Annotated in this window: 21 protein-coding genes; all 21 read left to right on the forward strand. The window is 44.8% G+C overall.

All coding sequences use genetic code 11. The features are described 5' to 3' along the window. Positions 1 to 26: 26 nt before the first annotated feature. The 21 genes from FEF65_RS09430 to FEF65_RS09530 all read left to right on the forward strand — a co-directional run bounded on the left by FEF65_RS09430 (position 27) and on the right by FEF65_RS09530 (position 21,563). On the forward strand, positions 27 to 473 hold the full coding sequence (locus tag FEF65_RS09430) for a NanQ anomerase/TabA/YiaL family protein (protein WP_138239560.1): 447 nt from the start codon (positions 27 to 29) through the stop codon (positions 471 to 473). 31 nt (positions 474 to 504) lie between these two features. Beyond that, on the forward strand, positions 505 to 1,695 hold the full coding sequence (locus FEF65_RS09435) for a UDP-N-acetylglucosamine 4,6-dehydratase (protein ID WP_138239561.1): 1,191 nt from the start codon (positions 505 to 507) through the stop codon (positions 1,693 to 1,695). Further along, a complete protein-coding gene (locus FEF65_RS09440; RefSeq protein ID WP_138239621.1) occupies positions 1,695 to 2,846 on the forward strand; it encodes a LegC family aminotransferase in 1,152 nt (383 codons plus the stop codon). The genes FEF65_RS09435 and FEF65_RS09440 overlap by 1 nt, the downstream gene beginning before the upstream one ends. Next, the gene (gene neuC, locus FEF65_RS09445) at positions 2,843 to 3,997 is read left to right on the forward strand and encodes a UDP-N-acetylglucosamine 2-epimerase (protein ID WP_138239562.1); all 1,155 of its coding nucleotides are present in this window, start codon (positions 2,843 to 2,845) and stop codon (positions 3,995 to 3,997) included. The genes FEF65_RS09440 and neuC overlap by 4 nt, the downstream gene beginning before the upstream one ends. Beyond that, positions 3,994 to 5,076: an N-acetylneuraminate synthase gene (gene neuB, locus FEF65_RS09450; protein ID WP_138239563.1), complete on the forward strand. Its 1,083-nt coding sequence runs from the start codon at positions 3,994 to 3,996 to the stop codon at positions 5,074 to 5,076. The genes neuC and neuB overlap by 4 nt, the downstream gene beginning before the upstream one ends. Continuing rightward, the gene (locus FEF65_RS09455) at positions 5,073 to 5,699 is read left to right on the forward strand and encodes an acetyltransferase (RefSeq protein ID WP_138239564.1); all 627 of its coding nucleotides are present in this window, start codon (positions 5,073 to 5,075) and stop codon (positions 5,697 to 5,699) included. Before neuB ends, FEF65_RS09455 begins: the two co-directional genes overlap by 4 nt. Continuing rightward, a complete protein-coding gene (locus FEF65_RS09460; protein WP_138239565.1) occupies positions 5,696 to 6,745 on the forward strand; it encodes a nucleotidyltransferase family protein in 1,050 nt (349 codons plus the stop codon). The genes FEF65_RS09455 and FEF65_RS09460 overlap by 4 nt, the downstream gene beginning before the upstream one ends. Continuing rightward, the gene (locus FEF65_RS09465) at positions 6,742 to 7,740 is read left to right on the forward strand and encodes an N-acetylneuraminate synthase family protein (protein WP_138239566.1); all 999 of its coding nucleotides are present in this window, start codon (positions 6,742 to 6,744) and stop codon (positions 7,738 to 7,740) included. Before FEF65_RS09460 ends, FEF65_RS09465 begins: the two co-directional genes overlap by 4 nt. Continuing rightward, positions 7,737 to 8,474 (forward strand): cytidylyltransferase domain-containing protein, encoded by a 738-nt coding sequence (locus FEF65_RS09470; protein WP_138239567.1) that lies wholly within the window; start codon positions 7,737 to 7,739, stop codon positions 8,472 to 8,474. Before FEF65_RS09465 ends, FEF65_RS09470 begins: the two co-directional genes overlap by 4 nt. A gap of 13 nt (positions 8,475 to 8,487) precedes the next feature. Beyond that, positions 8,488 to 9,171 carry an SGNH/GDSL hydrolase family protein gene (locus FEF65_RS09475; protein WP_138239568.1) on the forward strand — a complete coding sequence of 228 codons (684 nt, stop codon included), beginning with the start codon at positions 8,488 to 8,490 and terminating at the stop codon, positions 9,169 to 9,171. A 101-nt stretch (positions 9,172 to 9,272) separates the two neighbouring features. After that, positions 9,273 to 10,670 (forward strand): hypothetical protein, encoded by a 1,398-nt coding sequence (locus FEF65_RS09480; protein ID WP_138239569.1) that lies wholly within the window; start codon positions 9,273 to 9,275, stop codon positions 10,668 to 10,670. A 48-nt stretch (positions 10,671 to 10,718) separates the two neighbouring features. Continuing rightward, positions 10,719 to 11,894 (forward strand): DegT/DnrJ/EryC1/StrS family aminotransferase, encoded by a 1,176-nt coding sequence (locus FEF65_RS09485; protein ID WP_138239570.1) that lies wholly within the window; start codon positions 10,719 to 10,721, stop codon positions 11,892 to 11,894. A 100-nt stretch (positions 11,895 to 11,994) separates the two neighbouring features. Continuing rightward, a complete protein-coding gene (locus tag FEF65_RS09490; protein WP_138239571.1) occupies positions 11,995 to 13,005 on the forward strand; it encodes a glycosyltransferase family 2 protein in 1,011 nt (336 codons plus the stop codon). After that, positions 13,002 to 14,138 (forward strand): glycosyltransferase family 4 protein, encoded by a 1,137-nt coding sequence (locus tag FEF65_RS09495; RefSeq protein ID WP_161595218.1) that lies wholly within the window; start codon positions 13,002 to 13,004, stop codon positions 14,136 to 14,138. The genes FEF65_RS09490 and FEF65_RS09495 overlap by 4 nt, the downstream gene beginning before the upstream one ends. A 24-nt stretch (positions 14,139 to 14,162) precedes the next feature. Then, positions 14,163 to 14,708 carry an acyltransferase gene (locus tag FEF65_RS09500; RefSeq protein ID WP_138239573.1) on the forward strand — a complete coding sequence of 182 codons (546 nt, stop codon included), beginning with the start codon at positions 14,163 to 14,165 and terminating at the stop codon, positions 14,706 to 14,708. Positions 14,709 to 14,778: 70 nt separating this feature from the next. Continuing rightward, positions 14,779 to 16,026: a hypothetical protein gene (locus tag FEF65_RS09505; RefSeq protein ID WP_138239574.1), complete on the forward strand. Its 1,248-nt coding sequence runs from the start codon at positions 14,779 to 14,781 to the stop codon at positions 16,024 to 16,026. 5 nt (positions 16,027 to 16,031) lie between these two features. After that, positions 16,032 to 17,144: a glycosyltransferase family 4 protein gene (locus FEF65_RS09510; RefSeq protein WP_138239575.1), complete on the forward strand. Its 1,113-nt coding sequence runs from the start codon at positions 16,032 to 16,034 to the stop codon at positions 17,142 to 17,144. A 19-nt stretch (positions 17,145 to 17,163) separates the two neighbouring features. Next, positions 17,164 to 18,324, forward strand: a complete 1,161-nt coding sequence (locus tag FEF65_RS09515; RefSeq protein WP_161595219.1) for a glycosyltransferase — start codon at positions 17,164 to 17,166, stop codon at positions 18,322 to 18,324. A gap of 30 nt (positions 18,325 to 18,354) precedes the next feature. After that, complete coding sequence (locus FEF65_RS09520) at positions 18,355 to 20,106, forward strand: carbamoyltransferase family protein (RefSeq protein ID WP_138239577.1); 1,752 nt, start codon at positions 18,355 to 18,357, stop codon at positions 20,104 to 20,106. A gap of 166 nt (positions 20,107 to 20,272) precedes the next feature. Beyond that, positions 20,273 to 20,644, forward strand: a complete 372-nt coding sequence (locus FEF65_RS09525) for a GxxExxY protein (RefSeq protein WP_138239578.1) — start codon at positions 20,273 to 20,275, stop codon at positions 20,642 to 20,644. Positions 20,645 to 20,813: 169 nt separating this feature from the next. Continuing rightward, on the forward strand, positions 20,814 to 21,563 hold the full coding sequence (locus tag FEF65_RS09530) for a glycosyltransferase family 2 protein (RefSeq protein WP_138239579.1): 750 nt from the start codon (positions 20,814 to 20,816) through the stop codon (positions 21,561 to 21,563).

Below are 21,563 nucleotides of genomic sequence, written 5' to 3' on the forward strand. Positions count from 1 at the left end.
GTGAATTTTGGGAAGGAGAGCTACTGTTGATAATAGACTGTATAGATAAATACGAATTGTACCAAGGGCTGGGTGATGGGGTATCAAAGGCACTAGAGTTCCTCGTTAGTCATGATTTAGAGGCACTGAGCATTGGTAAACATGAGATTGATGGCCAGTGTGTATATGCACTGGTGAGCGAATATGAGACAAAGCCCGCTGATTCCTCTTTTTTTGAGCGCCACGAGCTTTATGTCGATGTACAATATGTCGTTAGAGGGGAGGAGTCGATTGGATATGCACCACTACAAGATCAAGTGGTAGTTAAACCATATCATGAAGAGCATGATTATGCTTTACATAGTGGGAATGCTTCATTTGTTAATCTCTGTGGGGGAATGTTTGCAATATTCTTTCCCGGAGATCTGCATATGCCAGGCATATCTGATGTGCCTGGTTCGGTTCGGAAAATCGTAGTTAAAGTGAAGGCGTGATGGGCTTATATATGGTGCCCGGTGGTCATTTGTGAAACGGATGCTAAATTTAATTGGTAGAAACGCCCCCCTTTTCGTGCAGGATATTTTTGAACGCAACGAAAAACTCGGTGAAATTATCAGTAGCTCTTCATTTATAGTTCTAGGTGGCGCAGGCTCAATTGGTCAGGCAGTGACTAAAGAAATTTTCAAGCGCAACCCGAAAAAACTGCATGTCGTTGATATCAGTGAAAACAACCTGGTTGAACTGGTGCGCGATATTCGCAGTTCATTTGGATACATCGACGGTGACTTCAAAACATTTGCGCTGGATATCGGAAGCGTGGAATACGATGCGTTTATTCGGTCGGATGGTGAATACGACTATATCCTGAATCTGTCGGCGTTGAAGCATGTCAGGAGCGAAAAGGATCCGTTTACGTTGATGCGGATGGTTGATGTAAACATTTTCAATACTGAAAAAACCATGCTTCAGGCTGTTCGTAACGGAGCTAAAAAATACTTTTGTGTTTCGACGGACAAGGCTGCTAATCCGGTGAACATGATGGGTGCCAGCAAACGAATTATGGAAATGTTTCTGATGCGTCGCTCCTCGGATATCAGTATTTCCACTGCCCGATTTGCCAATGTTGCATTTTCAGATGGTTCATTGCTGCACGGATTCAACCGGCGACTGGAAAAGCGCCAGCCGATCGTCGCTCCGAATGATATCAAACGCTATTTTGTAACTCCTCAGGAGAGCGGCGAGCTGTGTCTGATGAGCTGCATATTCGGTGAAAACAGGGATATCTTCTTTCCAAAGCTCAGTGAGCAATTGCATTTGATTACCTTTGCCGAAATTGCGGAGAATTACCTGCGACAGCGTGGTTTTGAGCCCTATCTCTGTGCCGATGAACAAGAAGCCCGGGCTCTGGTGCACACGATTCCTGAGAAGGGACAGTGGCCATGCCTGTTTACAGCCAGCGACACCACGGGTGAAAAAGATTTCGAAGAATTTTATACCGGTGATGAGATCCTCGATATGGAGAGATTCACAAACCTCGGCGTTATCAAGGCTGCAGCCGAATTTGATGATACATTGTTGAACCATTTTGCTGATTCGGTCAGTCAGATGAAGTTGGATGGCCTGTGGCATAAAGAGCAGCTGGTCGATCTTTTTCATACAATGCTGCCCGGTTTTGCGCATAAGGAAACCGGGAAATACCTTGACGGGAAAATGTGATGGTTGATGCCCTGATCCGGTTTGTCCGGGAGCAGTACCGTACTGAGGGGTTCATTCCCCTGCATGCCCCTGTGTTTTGTGGTCGAGAGCGAGAGTATGTTAACGATACGATCGATTCGACTTTTGTCTCCAGTGTTGGCGCCTATGTTGATCGTTTTGAGCGCGATATGGCGGCGTATACCGGTAGTCCCAGAGCCGTGGCAACGGTTAACGGCACAGCTGCACTGCATGCAGCGTTGTTGCTGGCGGGTGTCAAACAGGGTGAGCTGGTGATTACCCAACCACTGACTTTCGTGGCCACCTGTAATGCCATTGCCTATATCGGTGCACAGCCTCTGTTTATCGATGTCGATCGCAATACGCTCGGGTTGTCTGCAATCGCGATGCGCGAGTGGTTGTCGGAGCATGCCCAAATTTCGGATGACGGACTGTGCCGGACAAAGTCTGATGGCATCATCATCCGGGCATGTGTACCCATGCATACGTTTGGACACCCGGCCGATCTGGATGGGTTGGTTGCCGTTTGCTCAGAGTGGAACATCAGCATGGTTGAAGATGCTGCCGAATCGCTCGGCAGTTTTTATCATGGCCGCCACACAGGCACATTCGGTCTAATGGGCACGCTCAGTTTCAATGGTAACAAGGTTATGACTACCGGCGGCGGCGGTATGATCCTTGCAGATGAAAAGTTCGGGGCGCATGCCAAGCATCTGACTACGACTGCAAAAAAAACGCATCCCTATGAGTTTGTCCATGACGAACTGGGCTTTAATTACCGTATGCCGAATCTAAATGCAGCACTCGGTTGCGCACAATTGGAAAGCCTTGAGGAATTTATTAAGGCCAAACGAGTACTGGCTGACCGTTATGCTGAGTATTTGAAGGGAGGAGAATTACAGTTTGTTTCCGAACCTGATGGCTGTCGCTCCAACTATTGGCTGAATGCAGTGATTTGCGAAAATCAAAAGCAGCGCGATATACTTCTTTCGGCGACCAACGAACAGGGCGTTATGACACGTCCTATCTGGGCATTAATGACTCGCCTGCCAATGTACGCTGCTTGCCGGAAAGGGAATATCAGTAATTCCCAATGGCTGGAGGAACGAGTGGTGAATCTCCCTAGTAGTGTGTTGCCGGAGTTTCTCGAATGAAGAGGAAAATCTGTGTGGTGTCGAGTGGTCGTGCGGACTATGGGCTGCTGTACTGGCCTATGAGGGCAATACAGGAGTGCGATAGACTAGAGCTTCAAACGATTGTGACAGGCATGCACCTTTCCGATGCATACGGCATGACCGTTAACCGTTTTGAACTCGATGGATTTCCGGTTTCGGGGAGGGTAGAGATGTTGCTTTCATCTGATTCTCCGGTTGCTGTGACCAAGTCTCTCGGGTTAGGTGTTATTGGTTTTGCTGATGCGTTTGATCAACTCCGGCCTGATATGGTGATGCTGCTGGGTGACCGCTACGAGATTTTGGCTGCCGCGCAGGCTGCCCTTATTGCAAAAGTACCTGTCGCCCATTTGTTCGGGGGGGATACAACCGAAGGCGCTTTTGATGAATCGATTCGCCACAGCATTACCAAGATGTCTCATATTCACTTTGTCAGCAACGAAAGTTCGGCTGCACGGGTAGCCCGGATGGGAGAGAATCCGGAGCATGTGTATGTAGTAGGGTCAACGGGCCTTGATGCCATTGAAAAAGCCGAGTTAATGAGCAGAGATGATTTTTTTGATGCAATAGGGTTTGAACCAAATGCGAAAAACCTGCTGCTGACATTCCATCCCGTTACTCTTGGCCAATCCTCTTCTTGCGAGCAGTTTGGAGAGTTGCTGGCCGCTCTCGATGGGTTGGGCGAAGATACAGGATTAATATTTACCCGACCGAATGCGGATACTGAAGGGAGGGCGCTCAATGCAATGCTGGATCGTTTTGTAGCGTCTCATCCGCATGCGAAAGCGTACGATGTGCTCGGGTCAAATTATCTCTGTGCATTGAAACATGTTGACGCTGTTGTTGGCAACTCATCAAGCGGCTTGTATGAAGCACCGTCCTTTGGCATTGCATCAGTGAATATCGGTGACCGCCAGAAGGGGCGTCTTCAGGCAACTTCTGTTATTAATTGTGAGGCGGACCGTGATGCAATTAAAACAGCAATCACCCGAGCTTTGGACGAGGATTTCAGTTCAACAAGAAACCCGTTTGGCGACGGGCATGCGTCAGAAAGAATAGTCAAAGTACTGTGTGATGTTGCTGATCCGGCGGCACTGCTTCAAAAGCATTTTTTTATGGGGGAGCAGGAGTGACTGAAGGCAGGGTTTTTGTCATCGCCGAGGCGGGGGTAAATCATAATGGTTCGCTGGAGATGGCCAGGCAGTTGATTGATGCGGCTGTTGAAGCCGGGGCTGACGCTGTGAAATTTCAGACATTCAAGGCAGATAAGCTGGTGACCGGGTCTGCTGAAAAAGCCGCATATCAAATGAAAGCCACAGGTAAGGAAGAGTCACAGCATGCTATGCTCAAACGCCTTGAATTATCATGTGAGGTGCATCATGAGTTGCTCAGCCATTGCAACAAGATGGGGATCAGCTTTCTTTCAACAGCATTTGATGAAGAGAGTCTCAATTTTCTTGTTCGTGAAATCGGCTTGCGGACTTTGAAGGTTCCATCTGGAGAAATTACCAATGGGCCCCTCTTGCTCGCACATGCGCAAACAGGCTGTGATTTGATTGTCTCTACCGGCATGGCAACACTGGAGGAGATTGAAGCTGCACTTGGCGTGATCGCATTCGGATTGCTGGGAATTGAAGAACATCCGTCAATCAATGCGTTTCGGGCTGCCTATGAAAGCGAGCGTGGAAAGAGTCTGTTGAAGGAGAAAGTTACTCTGCTTCATTGTACCACTGAATACCCGGCGCCGCCGGCTGATATCAATTTGCGGGCAATGCAGACGATGCGCTCGGCATTCGGGTTGCGCGTTGGCTATTCCGATCATAGCGAGGGTATTGCCGTGTCCGTGGCTGCGGCTGCTTTGGGTGCCACGCTGATTGAGAAGCATTTTACTCTCGATAAGACCTTGGACGGACCGGACCATAAAGCATCTCTGGAGCCTGAAGAGCTTTCAAGCATGGTTGCGGCTATTCGAACAGTTGAACTGGCTCTTGGCACTGCTGAAAAGAAGCCTGCTGCCTCTGAATTGAAAAATCGGGCTGTTGCCAGAAAGAGTCTGGTCGCATCCGAACTGATTCGGGAAGGTGAGTTGTTCAGTATGGAGAATATGACAGTTAAACGACCGGGCAATGGCATGAGTCCGTTTAGGTATTGGCAGCTATTAGGAAAGCGGGCTTCACGAGATTATGCTTCAGATGAGATGATTGCCGAGTGAGCTTGGATGTTATCATCATTGGCGGCGGCGGGCATGCACGGGTTGTGCTGGATACTCTACGTTCCATGCAAGCTAATGTGATTGGCTATCTTGCGCCGACGAAGGCTTCTCGAATGCCTGTCGAGTATCTTGGTGATGATTCTTCCATCCGAAAATATTCCAGTACTGACGTGGAGCTGGCAAATGGCCTGGGTAGCGTTGGTTCACAAAACCTCAGGAGCATGGTTTACAACCGATTCAAGGAACGCGGCTATCGATTTACGACGCTCATTCATCCTGCTGCGATTGTTGCTGCAGACGCTGAGTTTGAAGAGGGATGTCAGGTTATGGCCGGATCGGTTGTGCAGACCGGGGTTTACTGCGGTGAAAATGTTCTCATTAACACGAGGGCTGGTGTTGACCACGATTGTACTATTGGTGCTAACACGCATGTTTCTGTCGGTGTTACATTGTCTGGAGATGTTTCGATTGGCAGCCATGTGCATCTTGGTGCGGGCAGTACGGTTATTCAGGGCATTTCGATTGGCGATTATAGTGTGGTAGGAGCTGGTGCAGTTGTTATTGCTGATGTCGGTAGTGATCAGACTGTAGTTGGTGTGCCCGCACGAAGGATAGTTAAATGAAAGACCTGAAAAATATTCTGGTGAGTCCTGACTTGCCAGTGCTGGAGGCGATCAGGGTTCTGGATCGCGAGGCATTGCAGATCTTGCTGGTGATCGATCAGCAGCAACGGCTGCTGGGAACGGTTACCGATGGTGATATCAGGCGAGGAATTCTTCGTGGGCTTGATCTTTCGGCACCAGTTTCTGTTTGCATGAATTGCAGTCCGCTTACCCTCAGCGAGAATGCCAGCAGGGATCAAGCACTGGTTTTGATGCGCGGTCGATCGATTCATGCAGTGCCGGTAATTAATAATGACGGATGTGTTTTAGGCCTTGAAACCGAGACAAGCCTTTTTCGTCAGGGGATCAATGATACGCTGGTTGTTCTGATGGCCGGAGGCTTGGGTATGCGGCTCAGGCCATTGACCGAGAGCATTCCCAAGCCGCTACTGGAAGTGAACGGCAAGCCGATGCTTCAGCACATAATTGAGCGTTTTGTCGAGCAGGGATTCAGACGATTTTCGCTGTCAGTGAATTACAAGGCCGAAATGATTGTCGAGCACTTCGGGAGTGGCGAACGCTTCGGTGTTGAAATATCCTATCTGGAAGAGGATAAACCACTGGGGACTGGCGGTGCATTGAGTTTGTTGCCGCAAGAAGGGCTGTCGGAACAAATTATTGTTATGAATGGTGATTTGCTGACTACCCTTAATTTCCGGCAACTGCTCGATTTTCATACAGCCAACGGTGGCGTGGCTACAATGGCTGTACGCGATTACAGCTTTAGAGTCCCCTACGGTGTTGTGAATATTGATGGTGAGAGCTTTATCGATGTGGTCGAAAAGCCGGCACACTCCTATTTTGTGAACGCCGGAATTTATGTATTTAATTCTGATCAAATACAGAATATTCCTGAAGATCAATTTTTTGATTTGCCGGATCTCTTCAGTTTATTGAAGGCACAGAAAAAGAAAGTGACAGTGTTTCCACTCCGGGAGGAGTGGCGCGATGTTGGTAGTCATGAAGACTATAAGCTTGCTAACCAAAATAAGGAGGCATCAGAATGATCAAGCTGATTGCTGAAACAGCTTGGCACCATGAAGGTAATTTTGAGTTCATGAAGGACTTGGTAAGCCGTATTTGTTCAGAGTCACGGTCAGATATTGTGAAAATGCATGTCACTCTCGACTTAGATGAATATATGAGTCGAGATCACGCCGCATATGATACTTTAAAAGCATGGATGCTATCCGTTTTACAGTGGGAAGAATTGATTAATATCGTCAAGTCGAGTGGCAAAGGGCTCATGCTGCTGCTAAACGACACAACTGCGATCAAATTTGCAGCGCAGTTCACTCCGGACTTGGTCGAATTGCACTCGGTTTGTTTAAATGTTCCGCGCTTGCAAAAAGCCGTTAATCAGTATCTCTCTCCTGACGTACCTGTAGTCATCGGAGTGGGAGGCAGCTCGATTCAGGAGATTGATGCTGCTGTTGAGGCTTTTTCCGACAGAAGAACAATCCTGATGTTTGGCTTTCAAAACTATCCGACCAAATATGAAGATGTGAATTTGGCAAAAATCAGGAAGCTTCAATCCCTCTATAGTCGCTTGGAATATGGATATGCTGATCACACTGCATGGAACCATGAGAACAATGAGCTGGTAACTCTATTGGTTGCAGCGAATGGTATGGGTTACGTGGAGAAACATGTGACGACTGTGTATGGCAAAGAGCGGTGTGACTACTCAGCCGCTATTTCTATAGAGATGCTCAATCAACTTTCTGAGAAGTTGAAGCTGCTGAATCAGCTTGCCGGTAATGGGTCTATTGGGTTGAACAAGGGTGAGCAAGACTATTCGGTGTATGGCCCTATGAAGATGGCTGCTGTGGCGACTAAAGATATCAAGCAGGGTACAGAATTAACGGTCGATTTGTTCGATTTTCGACGTACCAGCCAATCCGGCGGTTTGAGTCAATTGGATGCATTGTCTGCGGTTGGTAAAACCGTCGAAAAGGATATATCTGCTAGCAACGTGATCATGAGCGGGGATTTAGTATGAAGATTGGAATCTTGATCACGGCCAGGTTGAAGTCGACCCGTTTGAAGGAAAAGGTGTTGAAACCGATTCTTGGCCGCCCGATGCTTCATTACATGGTAGAGCGCCTTCGTTTGGCACAAAGACCAAGCGAAATAGTTATCTGCACCTCAACAATAGGACAGGATGATCGACTATGTGAGTTTGCACAGGCTGAGGGGATCCGCTGCTTTCGAGGTGACCCGGATGATGTCCTGTTTAGAATGCTGTCTGCTGCAGAAGCTTTCGATGTGGATACGATTGTAAGTTGCACGGCAGATAATCCATTTGTTGATCCTGTGTACATTGACAAGCTGGTTGATTTTCATTTGGCAGGAGACTTTGATTTCTCAAGGATAGAGGGGCTGCCGTTTGGTACTTTTTCTTATGCATTGAAACGAGATGCAATTAAGAAGGCGTGCGAGATCAAAGATGAGGTCGATACTGAGGTTTGGGGGGGGTATTTTACCCAAACAGGGCTGTTTAAGTGCGGGGTCTTAGAGGTTGTCGATAGTAATGTGAAGTGGCCTGAATTGAGGCTCACTGTAGATACTCAAGAAGATTTCGATATGATATCTGAGATATTTGCAAAGTTATATAATAGTAACAGTACATTTTCACTTGAGGAAATAGTCCAGCTCTGTCGAGATAATCCTGAATTGGTCGCATTGAACTCCAGTGTTAAACAGAAAGTTTCACTACCTATTAAATTAAAATAGTATATAGCAAACTGTGCATAAGATTGTTTTATTGGGTGATTCTCTTGGGATGCCACGCCCGAGTGAAAATGTTTTTTACGAGAATACATATCCGTATTTGCTTGCGAGAAAGGTTTCTGGATGTGATGTTATATCTAGATTTTCTAGAGCCAGAGATACAAGGCTGCAATCTTCTGAACAACAGATTTGTGATGATATATTATGGCTTCAGCCTGATATGCTTGTGATGCATTTAGGGATAGTTGACTGCGCACCTAGGCTATTTAAACCAATAGAGAGGCGCATCATTTCAATTGTACCGCCATTTATGAGAAATGGAGTGATCCATTTTTTTTCGAAGAATCGAAGTTTTTTTACAAAACATCGAAATATTGTATATGTGGAAAAAGATGAATTTGCCCGTAACGTTTGGAGAGTGTGTCGTGCTGCTCAACAAACGGGCTCAAAAGTGATCATTCTTGGGATCATTATGCCTCCGGTTTCAGTGCTTAATCGTTCTTATGGATTTGATGATAACGTCAATGAATATAATAAAATATTATTCAATGCATCAAAAGAATTTCAATTTGAGTTCGCGGACGTAAACAAGATCATTTCTAATGATTCAGATCTTTGCGATGATGGTATTCACTTGAATAAATATGGAAATGAATTGTTAGCAAGTTACCTGCTTGAGGTGATTCAAAATTGTTTTTGAAATATATTATTTTAAGAGCATTTGCGTAAAAATCTTTTGCGACTTTAGCATTTGGATCCGGCTTGTTTCTGTGTTCAATGGTTCAGAAAGGAAAGTATTTAATGGGATTTAATTGTATTTTTCATGAATTTAGGACTCTAGAGGACAATCTTGGGCTATTTAACCTGAAAATTAAAGGTGTGAATGTTTGGGATTTAGTTCGTTTCCAGGTATTTGAAAAAATAATTCGAGAGAAGGGGGTTTTTGAATCGCGACCAGTTAAAGTTGTTAAACACGAGCATGGCAAAAGCCCTAAAGAAAAAATAAGACCAATTGAATGGTTGTTAAAAAGCCCTATTTTTCAAGGGAGGAAAGATTTCTATTTCTTTAGTGCTGCATCTTCATTTAGAAGAAATGGAGGTGATAACAAAGCATGGGATATTTATTTTGATCATTTAATTGACTCAATAGGGCCTGAGTCATGCCTTCTTATCGAAAGCCTTGATACTGCCGATTCCAATCCACATACAAAGAATGTGATGTATACAAACTTACTGGATGGCGTGATTAGACGGTTTGGGTGCAGTCTGTTTAGGGTTAAGTTTTCAGATTTTGAAGTGGAGTTGCTGGATGGTATTGATGCAGAAATTCAAAAAATGTTTTGTGTTAGAGCGAACTTTCCATCAATGGTCTCATCCGCTATTTCATACCATTTGACGAATCTTTTTTTCTATAAAAAGTTGCTCTTAATTAAATCCCCAAAAGCTGTTTTTTTAATTTCCAGTTATGGACGAGAGTACTTAATTGATGCGTGTAGACAGTTATCTATCCCTGTAATTGAAATTCAGCATGGGGTGATTAGTCCTTTCCACTTGGGGTATAGCTATCCTGAAGGTGGAAAGAAAGTATTGTTTCCAGATTACTTTTTAACTATGGGAAAATACTGGGAAAAATCTATTAGATTTCCTATCGATGATGTGAATATCATCACTCTTGGAGCTCCGTATATTTCAAGTGAAATGCATGGGGTTAGAAAGGGTAAAAAAAATATACTGTTTGTTTCACAGTGGAGCGTTGGGACTAAGCTTTCGCTCTTTGCCATGGAGCTATCTTTAAGGCTTGGGAAGGAATACAATTTGTATTATAAACTTCACCCCTGTGAATATGATACTTGGCGAGATAGGTATCCATATCTTGAGCAGGCTAATATAAATGTAGTTCAAAATGATGATGTTTCACTAAGTGAATTGTTTTCAGAATGTGCTTTCCAGGTGGGTGTATATTCCACAGCAGTTTTTCAAGGTATCGCCATGGGGTGTAAGACTTACCTGGTTAATTTGCCCGGGGTAGAGCATATGAATGACCTAGTAAAAATTGGAATAGTTAAGCTTGTTGATCACCCGAGTCAGGTTGACTTTGATGCAGAGTTTAACAACGGAGTTGGTAGTGACTATTTCTTTGCTGAAAGTTGGGGTTTGAATATGGCGAATTTTATAAGGCGACTTGGCTTGAATAACTAAATTGATTTATTCTGTGCATTATGTGGTTATTGAACTTGGAAGAAAGATATGTTATCTATAAGAAGAGCATTTCCAAAATACCTGGATGAAAATATGCTTTCCTCTGTGGATGGCCGATCTTCTGCTGTATCCGGATATTATTTTAATAGAGGGGCTGCTGCGTTAAAATTTTTACTGAAGTTCTTATCAAGAGATAAAAGTAGGCCAACTGTTTGTATGCAATCGTTTAACTGTACATCAGTAATGGATGCAGCTCTTCAGGCTTGTTGCAAGGTTGTCTTGAGTGATGTTAAACTGACTGATTTTTCGATTTCGTTTGAGTGGATAGCCAACAATCATGAATCTTTTGATATACTACTGCTTACTCACTATCAGGGAATAGTAAATGTAGAGCGTTCAGAAATTATTGAATTTTGCAAATGTCATGGCGTGTTGGTGATCGAAGATTTGGCTCATTGCGCAAAGGGTATAGTAGATGTTCAAGGTGATTTTGGTATATATTCATATGCATTTGATAAGCCATATACATGTATGGATGGAGGAGAAGTAGTAATCCATTCGAGACATGGGAATTTAATAGAATCTTTTTTAGATGCATATTCTAATGTTCCATTAGAAGAGATGTGCGATAACAATCTCGACTTAAGGCTATTGAGGTTTCTATTTCAATTTTCTGACGAGAATAATTATCTGGCTTATTACAATAACTTTTCAATGATCCGTAATTGCCTTTCGCTACATGTCCCTAGTTTGTTGCTAAAATCCAAGTTTTTTTTATCTATGATGTCGACTTTTCACGGTAAATTTAGAAAGAATGTGTCGTCTGACATCAGTATTAGAAGAATCAGGGAAAATAAAATTACTCTTATAGGTCTTCAAGAAAAGAATTGTGTTGATAATTTGTCGAAAAATGTGGCAAATATGGATATGGTGTACGCTGGATTATGCAAAAAATTTGGAGTTTCGTTAAGTTTTAAAGGGGTGCTCTGGAATCGCTATGTTATGATTGATGCGAGTGGTGAAATAAAGGATAGTCTAAGATTAGAGGGGGTTGAGGTTGGAAACTATAACTGGCCAATTCCGCTGCACCGGAAGTTCAAGATAAATTCTGTCGTTTCTGAAGGAGATTATGTGAACACTGATTATCTTAGTTCCAACATAGTAAATATTCCTTCTTGGTCGGAATATTTATCAGTACACATTATTGACTCTAAATCTTCATGATTTAATTTTCGCCAAAGAAATAAGTTTCTCTGACGTATAGATATATGTCGATAAGATTTTGAGATGGATCGGATTAGCTTTTATTTACTAATGCCATCCGTTGAAAGCCGTTCAATATATTATTTGTTGTTCCAATGAGGGTACCAATGGTCTGGGGAGTAAATTGGAAACTGTTTCAGTAGTGATTCCAGCATATAAAGCAAGTGATTCTATAGAGAGAACGATATCTTCAGTGATCGGGCAACCATCAGTAAATACTGAAATCATAGTTGTCGAAGATGGTGTGTTTGATAATACACGAGAATTTCTTGAAAAATACGATTCAGTGAAGCTTATAACTAATGCTAGAAATATGGGGGCTCCATACTCAAGAAACGTTGGCTTGGAAAATGTGTCAAATCAATATGTAATGTTTTTGGATGCTGATGATACCATTGAAGGTCCGTTGCTGAGAGGGTTGTGTCAGGCACTAAATCATAGTAGTGATTCGATTGCATTTGGCCCATGGTGTATATGCGATGTGGATGGCGTTAAGGGGGGGGTGGTAGCGCCATCTAGACACCGTTCCTCTTTGCAATGGATGGATTCTTGGTTAAAGGGGCAATATGTCCCGACCTGTTCAGTGCTCTGGAGGACATCAGTAGTTAGGAGTATTGGTGGATGGAATGAACAAATGTCGCGGAATCAAGATGGTGAGATAATGCTGCGTGCACTCATGGCTGGTGAAACGGTTGCAGTTAGTGACGAAGGTTGCGGTGTTTATTGGCAGCATCCAATTAATACCTCGAGAGTTTCGCAAAGTTCGGATTCTAATGCTTCTCTCTCTCAGAGGTTTGTTGTCGAACAGGTTGTCGAATGGTGTCGGCGTGAAGGTCTAGCTACTGAAGATATTTTTCCCGCATTGGCAGAATTCTGTTACTTCAATGCTAAGTACTTTTACCGGAAAGGCATGTTGGATGAGGGAAAAGAATGGTTGAGTTCTGCTCGAAACTATGGGTTGAAGGGTCACCCTGGAACCATTGCCCATAGAGTGGTTGCCTCTCTTTTATCACTAGAGACAAAAGAGCGGTTTGCACGATATTGCAGAGGTATAATTGATACTCTTAGGTGAGTGTTGATTACGGAATAATGAAACTGCTTATTTGCATATATAAAGATGATGAGAGAGCCGGCGGTAGTGTTAGGGTTGCTGAGGTTTTGATCAGATCCATGCGTAAATCTGGTGTTGATGTACACTTGGCTGTTGCGTATGGCGGCGGTGGGCGGTTGCAAAGGCTCGTGGGAAATAATTGCCATTTTCTGCATGCATCAGGCCCTAGAGATATTCCTGCTTGGTTTGCATATAGAAGTTTGGTGAGAATAATAAATCCAGATATTATTCACTATATAGATGATGTCGCTTGGATGATTTTGGGGGGGATAGGAATTACCCGAAAAAGAATTATGCACCAACATTTTCGACCGAATATTGGTGTTGATGGAGATAAGCGACTTAAACGTATTCGACTTCTGTGTGGTACAGCCGACAAGGTTGTAGCAATTTCACATGGTGCCGCTAAGCAGTTGATTGAAAAGTGCCAAGTCCGACCAGATAAGGTGGAAGTGGTGCACAATGCAGTCAATTTCGATTATTTGTGCCTGCCTCCCCCAATGGCTTCAAGCGATAAATGTGTGTTGGGGATGGCTGTGAGAGTGGTTGAAGATAAAGGGGTCGAGGATGCGTTAAACCTTTTGGGGTTGCTTCCTCAAAGATATGAATTGGCGATTGCTGGAGATGGCCCGGCTCGAACAGCCTTGAGATTACGGGCTTTTGAATTGGGGGTTGGTGACAGGGTTCGGTGGCTAGGTTCTGTTGAAGATATTTCAGGATTTTATGCGAAAATTGATTTTTATTTGTTCATGTCTTGGTATGAGGGCTTTGGTCTGTCAGTTGCTGAGGCAATGGCTTGTGGAAAGCCAGTTGTCGGTTTGCTGGGGGATGGGGAGATATCTGAGGCAGAGTATCCCTTGGTAACAGTGGACAACTCGGTGCTTGTGGAAAGGTCTGAGCCAACAAGCTTTAGTCTTGAGCAAAGTTGGGAGGTTTTTGTGGCGCTTCGGGATGCAATTTTGCAGTTGGAGTCTGATGTAACTCAGCAAGAGAAGCAGGCAAAAGCTGCCTTTAACTGGGTTAATGAACGATTTTCTTCTGAGGTGTTTTCTCAAAAGATGTTAGAAGTGTATCGGCATGCCCTTTCCATTTAATATTTAATTGTAGCTGAGGTTGCTTTGAACACCTTTATATTACACCTGTACAACCTGATGTGTAACCTCTTGCCGGAAACACGTTGCTGGGGGCTGAAAAGAACGATGCTGAGATGTGCCGGTGCTAACATCGGTAACAATGTGCGGATTGTTTCAAGTGCTTCTTATTTCTTGAGTGGCCCGCTTGAGGTTGGCGATGATACGTGGATTGGCCATTACGTTTCTATTGTGGGGGGAGATGCATTAGTTCGAATTGGCCATAGCTGCGACATCGCGCCCAAGGTGATGCTGGTTACTGGGTCGCACGAAATCAATTATCAAGAATGCGGTCGAGTCGCGGGATATGGTTATTCTCTACCAATTATTATTGAAGATGAATCATGGGTTTGTGCAGGTTCTGTAATATTAGGTGGCACAACCATAGGTAGACATTCCATAGTTGCGGCTGGATCGGTAGTGAAAGGAGAGTTTCCAGAGCGTAGCTTGATTGGAGGAAACCCTGCAAAAGTATTGCGTCAAATTACTGCTCTAAATGTGAAGAAAGCTCCGGCCGATTGTGAAGATAAATAAAGATTCGATTACGTATGTTTTTCTGGCGGCCGTCATCGCGATGCGAATAGCATCTCCAGTGACTGCCGACATGAGCTATTTACTGCTCGCTGGATTTGCATTGTTCGGTCCTGCACAAGCAATTCAAGCTTTGGCGTTGACTTGGTTTTTTTCGGTGCTTAATCCTGGAATAGCACCAGACTCATCGTTTGGCGCAATCGGGCGACTTGCAGTATTAGCGAGTGCAGTGGTATCGGTGTTTATTAGAAGTAGAAGTATTAATTCGTTCTCTAAGACTACTCTGTTTCTAAGCGTTTTTTTTATTGCCCACTCGTTGATCATCAGTCTTATTCCAGATGTGTCTATCTTGAAGGTTGTGTCTTGGACTTTGTCCATTATGACATTGCTTACGGCGTGGTCTCTTCTCGATAATGATGAATGGGGTAAACTTTCACGTGAAATGTATAGGGGAATTCTTTCGTTGGTGTTGGCCAGTATTCCGCTGCTTGGGCATCCAATAGGTTATCTTAATAACGGAACTGGTTTTCAAGGTGTGCTTAATCAACCCCAAGCGTTTGGTATGACCGTGGCAATATTGGGAGCCCTATCTGGAGGGCAAATGTTTAGGCATTCACAACCTAGTTGGCTATCAATAGGATTGTTTATGACCTGCCTGATTTTGGTTGTATTGTCAGAGGCTAGAACTGCGGGATTATCTCTCTTTCTTGGACTGGGTCTTGCCGCTTTAACTATAACTTTTTTGACTAGATGCTCATGGAGGTCGGTGTTGCCAGGAGTATTAAGCAAACGGTTTGTATTTACAGTGTTATCGAGTTTAATTGTTTCATTATTTATGGGCTCAGCTTTGGTTGACAGGATTGATTCATATTTGGTTAAACATGCACAAACTTCTGGTATTCTTGATGCATATAATACTTCCAGGGGTATGTTGATAGATGCGATGTTGAGTAATATTGAAGAGAACCCCTTGGGAGGGATCGGATTTGGTATTGCATCGGAGCCATACTTTATGAGGGTCACAAGAGACCCCTTTTTTGACTTCCCCGTTAGTGCCCCAATTGAAAAAGGTGTTCTTCCTATTGCTGTTTTTGAAGAAGTGGGTTTGGTTGGATTCTTGTTTGTAACCGTGTGGATAATAGCTCTTGTTAGAGTTGTTGCATGGGGAGGTGTTGTTGCTCTTGCTGCGAGTTATACGGCGCTAATTATGAATATGGGAGAAGCGGTACTGTTTTCTGCAGGTGGAATGGGGATGTTGTTACTTATTGTGTTAAGTTGGGCTGTCTCCAGTCAGAAGCACCTTAAAGGGCTGCGGGTTTGAGAGAAATGTCCTTCTGGTTTTGGCAAACAGAAGTTAGCCCTCATATGGTGGGCTTGGCAGAGGCTTTAAGTACGCACAATGTTGAGGTCATATTTGTGGCGGAACAAATGACTTCTATTGAGCGGGAAAAGCTGGGGTGGGGCTCAATGCGTATGCGTGGAGCGAAGCTAAAATTTGTAGAAAATGAATTCGATGTTTGCGTGTTAGTGAAAAAAGCTTCTAACGATTCTATTCATTTTTGCCAAGGTCTTCGAGGCAATGGTTTAGTGTGCATCGCACAGAGAGAGCTTGCGAAACGCAAGTTGCGCCAGTGGGCGATGGTAGAAACGGTTAATGATTATGGCTGGAAAGGCATATTAAAAAGAATCGAGTATCGGCGTCTTTTTTTTCTTTGGCGCAATAGGTTAGAAGGGGTTCTCTCCATTGGATACTCAACTTCGGACTGGGTCATATCATGTGGCGTTTCAACAAAGAAGGTTTTTCCATTTACTTATTTTCTTCAGAACGAAAACTGTCTGATTGAAAAGAATGAGGAGTCGGATGTCACGTTTAGATTAATATTTGTAGGTCAGTTGATTGAACGTAAGGCACTTGAATTATTGATTTTGGCGCTAGAGCCACTGCACAGATTGAATCTGCAACTGCTTGTAATTGGAACTGGTCCGTTGGCTTCGGAGTTGAGGGCGACAGCAGATGCACTAATACCTGGATGCGTTAGATGGGCGGGAAAGTTACCAATGCTTGAAATTCCAGCGTATATGAAGCAATCAGATTGTTTAGTCCTCCCGAGCCGTCATGATGGATGGGGTGCTGTTGTTTCTGAAGCCCTTATGGTGGGCACTCCAGTGATAACAAGTGATCGCTGTGGAGCTGCAGGGGTAGTGGCCGAAAGCGGGGTCGGAGGCGTATTTAAATCAGGTGATGTAGAAGGGTTAACTGAATTGATCGCTAAAGCCATCGAAAGGGGACGAGTTTCTGATGCCGACCGGTTGAGGGTTGCAGGATGGGCCGACTGTCTAAGTGCTGATTTTGGCGCAAAATATTTGTTGTCGATTGTGAACTACATGGACGGTATAGAGGAGAGACCTTTACCGTACTGGTTGAAAGAGCGAACATAGGGTGCAGGACTGTATTCGGGTGCTGCACGTATCAGCATATTTTGCCCCAGCATATTGCTATGGCGGCCCTCCTAGAAGCATCCATGGGTTATGTCTTGCTCTAGCTAATAGTGGTATGATTGTTTGTGCATTGACTTCAGCTGCAAATGGCAACATTGAGCTTCCTGATCAAATAGTCGCTGCCAATGCCTTTAATGGAGTCAAGGTTATCTACTTACCTAGGGCTTATCCGAAGGGTTACTTCTATTGCCCTGATATGAAAGTTTATTTGGAATCAATCATTAATAATTTTGATTTGGTACATATCCATGGCTGCTGGAATTATATGAGCTGGATGGCAGGCCACATATGTCGGAAAAATAACGTGCCCTATATTGTATCGCCCAGAGGAATGCTGGAATCTGAGGCAATGAAAGTCAGCGCATTCAAGAAAAAGATAGCTTATGCCATTCTTGAAAAGCGGCAATTGAATGGCGCTGCCTGGATTCACGCAACCAGCTTAAAAGAGGAGTCCAGTGTCAAGGCCCTGAACATCACTCCGCCTGTGTCCGTGATTCCGAACGGTGTTGATTTGCCAAAAGGGGAGAGCGGTTGCGATAAACAACTTCGTGCTAGGTTCAATATTTCTGACCGGGGATTTGTACTCCTTTTTGTCGGCCGGCTTCATCCAATCAAGGGTCTTAACGTTTTGTGCGGTGGATTGCGGCTTGCAAAGAAAAGTATGTCTCATATTCGATTGGTTCTTGTTGGCGATGGTGATGAAGAGTATGTAAATCAATTGAAATCACAGTTCTCCGATCTTGTTTCAAGTGGACATCTTATTTTTGCAGGCCACCTAGACGGGGAAGAGAAGGCAGATGCATTTATGTCGGCGAATGCATTTTCATTGATGTCACAAAGCGAGAATTTTGGCTTGGCGATTGCAGAAGCGATGTCTTACGGACTTCCAGTCATTCTCAGCAAAGGCTGTCCCTGGCCGCAGGTTGAAGATTGGAATGCCGGTTACTGGATTGAGCCTGATGAAAGGGTGGTTGCCGAATCCATTTGCCGTTTAGGACAGGATATGGAACTGTCAAAAACAATGGGCCTCAATGCAAAAAATCATATCTCTGAATATTTGGACTGGGGTTCGGTCGCAAATGACGTGAAAGCGGTCTACAATAAGGTCCTGTCAAAATAATCTTAATAATAAATTGTAAGAGGTTACAGAATGATTGTTCTGGGAGTTAATGCCTATCATGGTGATTCATCAGCATGTCTGGTCGTTGATGGAGCTATGGTGGCCGCGATTGAAGAGGAGCGCTTTCGTCGCATCAAACACTGGGCCGGATTTCCTTCTGAGGCAATTCGTTACTGCCTGAAAGAGGCGGGTATTAAGTTGGCCGATGTTGACTACGTAGCAATTAACTCCGACCCAAAGGCCAATCTGATGAAGAAAATCGGCTATACGATGAAAAATCGACCGGAGCTGAGTTTGATTGTGGATAAACTCAAGGATCAAAATAAGCGCCGTACTGTCGATCAGGAGTTCGAGGCAGCGTTTCCGAACGATGGTTTTAAGGCTGAAGTCAGGCATGTCGAACATCACCTGGCGCATCTCTCTTCGGCATTTCATGTATCACCCTATGCGGATGCTGTGGTGGTCTCGGTGGATGGTTTCGGTGATTTTGCCAGTGCGGCCTGGGGATTCGGTCAGGGAAGTGAAATTTCAATCGATGATAAAGTTTATTTTCCGCACTCGCTTGGGGCCTTTTATCAGGCCCTGACCCAGTTTATCGGCTTTCCCCACTATGGCGATGAATACAAAGTAATGGGGCTTGCACCATATGGTAAGCCGTCATATCTGGAGCAGATGCGGCAGATTGTACTCCTGCAGGATGATGGATCGTTCCGTCTTAACCTGGACTATTTCAAACACCATGTTGAGAAAGTGAACTACGAGTGGGAAAGTGGTATTCCGACGGTTGGTCAGATCTATTCGGATCGACTGGCTGATTTGCTGGGGCCTGCACGAGAAAAGGGTGAGGAGTTGACTCAGCGCCACAAGGATATCGCACACTCAGTCCAGGCAATGTATGAGGAAGCGTTTTTTCACCTGCTGAATAAACTCCATGCCCGGCATGGCACAGATAACCTGTGTATTGCCGGCGGATGTGGTATGAACTCGGTGGCCAATGGCAAGGTGACACTACGGACGCCGTTCCGGAATGTGTACATTCAGTCCGCCGCTGGTGATGCCGGTGGTGCGATTGGAGCGGCATTTGTTGTTCACCACCAGGTGAGTCCTAAAGCGGGACGTCAATTTGTGATGGATCATGCTTATTGGGGCAGCCATTTCAGCAGTGAAGAAATCAGGACTAAGGTCGAAGGACTAAGGACTGAGTTGGAATCCGAAAGATGTGTCATAAAGCTGATAGACGACGAAACTGAACTGTGTCGAAAAACCGCGCAGGCGATTTCGGAAGGGAAGGTCGTCGGCTGGTTTCAGGGGCGTATGGAGTGGGGCCCAAGGGCATTGGGTAATCGCTCGATTGTTTGTGATCCGCGCCGTTCAGACATGAAAGATATTCTCAACCTGAAAATAAAACGCCGTGAATCTTTCAGGCCATTTGCTCCCTCCGTGCTCAGGGACTCCGTTGCTGAGTGGTTTGAGATTGACGCCGAAGTACCATTTATGATGAAGGTGTTTCAGATCAGGGGGGAAAAGCGCACTGAAATACCTGCAGTGACGCATGTCGATGGTTCAGGGCGTTTACAGACTGTATACTCTCATACCAACCCTCGTTATCACGGGCTGATCTCTGCTTTTAATGAGCTTACCGGGGTGCCAATGGTTCTTAATACCTCTTTTAATGAGAACGAACCGGTAGTCTGCAAGCCAGAAGAGGCACTGGCCTGCTTTTTGCGCACAAAGATGGATGTCTTAGTGCTGGGCGACTGGTTTATCGAGAGGCAGGGTTGATCACGGAATACACAGAATACAGAGAAAAAGAGAAGAATGAACGCGGTATGATGCCGTCAGGGCTCTACATTGAGGGGAGCAGAAGTATCCAAGGGTGTGGATAATCTCTTAGTTGGAGCTTCACTTCCGTGTGGTCCGTATATTCCGTGGTGAAAGGTTATTATGGATGTTGAAATACGAGGATGAGAGTTTTCAGATTCGTGGCGCGATTTTCGAAGTATACCGCGAGATGGGCTGCGGGTTTCTCGAAGCTGTTTATCAGGAATGCATGGAGAGGGAGCTGTATGCGCAAGGTATACCGTTTCACGCTCAGGCTGATTTGCATCTGAGCTATAAAGGGGAGCTGTTAAATCAGATTTACCGACCTGATTTTATTTGTTTCGGACAAATCATTATTGAAATCAAGGCTGTAAAAGAATTGTGTAATGAGCACCGAGCACAGGTTTATAACTACTTGAGAGCGACAGGGTTTGAACTTGGGATGTTGGCAAATTTTGGTCATCATCCTAAGGTGGAAATTGAACGGATCATTCTGTGATTTATTTACCACGGAATACACAGAATACACGGAAAAAGTTATAGGTGTGAGCAATGAATAATTATGCTTCGATGAGGGGCTGTGATCCACCCAGGGCAGTTGACAATCGCTCTGTTCGACTCATCTTCCGTGTGTTTCGTGCTTTCCGTGGTCTGTTCTTGAGGAATGCATGAAAATATCTGTTATTACGGCTGTTTATAATGCCGAAAAGACCATAGCCGATGCGATCGAGTCTACTTTGGCTCAGGATTACCCCAATGTTGAACTGGTGGTGGTTGACGGTGCCTCTACGGATGGCACGACAGCGTTGCTGGAAGCCTTCCGTGATCGGATTAATATCTTTATCAGTGAGCCGGATAAGGGAATCTACGATGCGCTGAACAAAGGGATCAGGCATGCAACGGGAGATGTGATTGGTTTCCTTCATGCAGATGATCTTTTCGCCAGCACTGATGTTTTGTCCAGGGTGGCAGAGGTGTTTGCCGATGATTCAGTGGAAGCAGTTTACGGAGATCTTGTTTATGTCAGCAAGGCTGAGCCGGACAGGGTGATTCGTTACTGGAAGTCAGGAGCGTATTCAGCTGCGAAGCTGAAACATGGCTGGATGCCTCCTCACCCGACGTTTTATATGCGTCGGCAGTTGTATGAAACACATGGGGCATTCGATACCTCGTTCCGGATTGCCGCCGATTATGATTGTATGCTGCGCATGTTGGGTGAGGTTGGCGTGCAGTGTGCCTATATTCCTCATGTGCTGGTGAAGATGCGCCTGGGGGGGGAGAGCAATCGCTCTTTAAACAATATTATCCGTAAGTCGAAAGAGGATTACCGGGCACTGAAAAAAAACGGTGTCGGTGGTGTTTTGGCCTTGTGCTGGAAGAATCTGAGCAAGTTGCCGCAGTTTATTATGAAATCGTGA

Origin of the sequence: Mariprofundus erugo (assembly GCF_005818865.1) — a bacterium.
GTDB classification, from domain to species: domain Bacteria; phylum Pseudomonadota; class Zetaproteobacteria; order Mariprofundales; family Mariprofundaceae; genus Mariprofundus; species Mariprofundus erugo.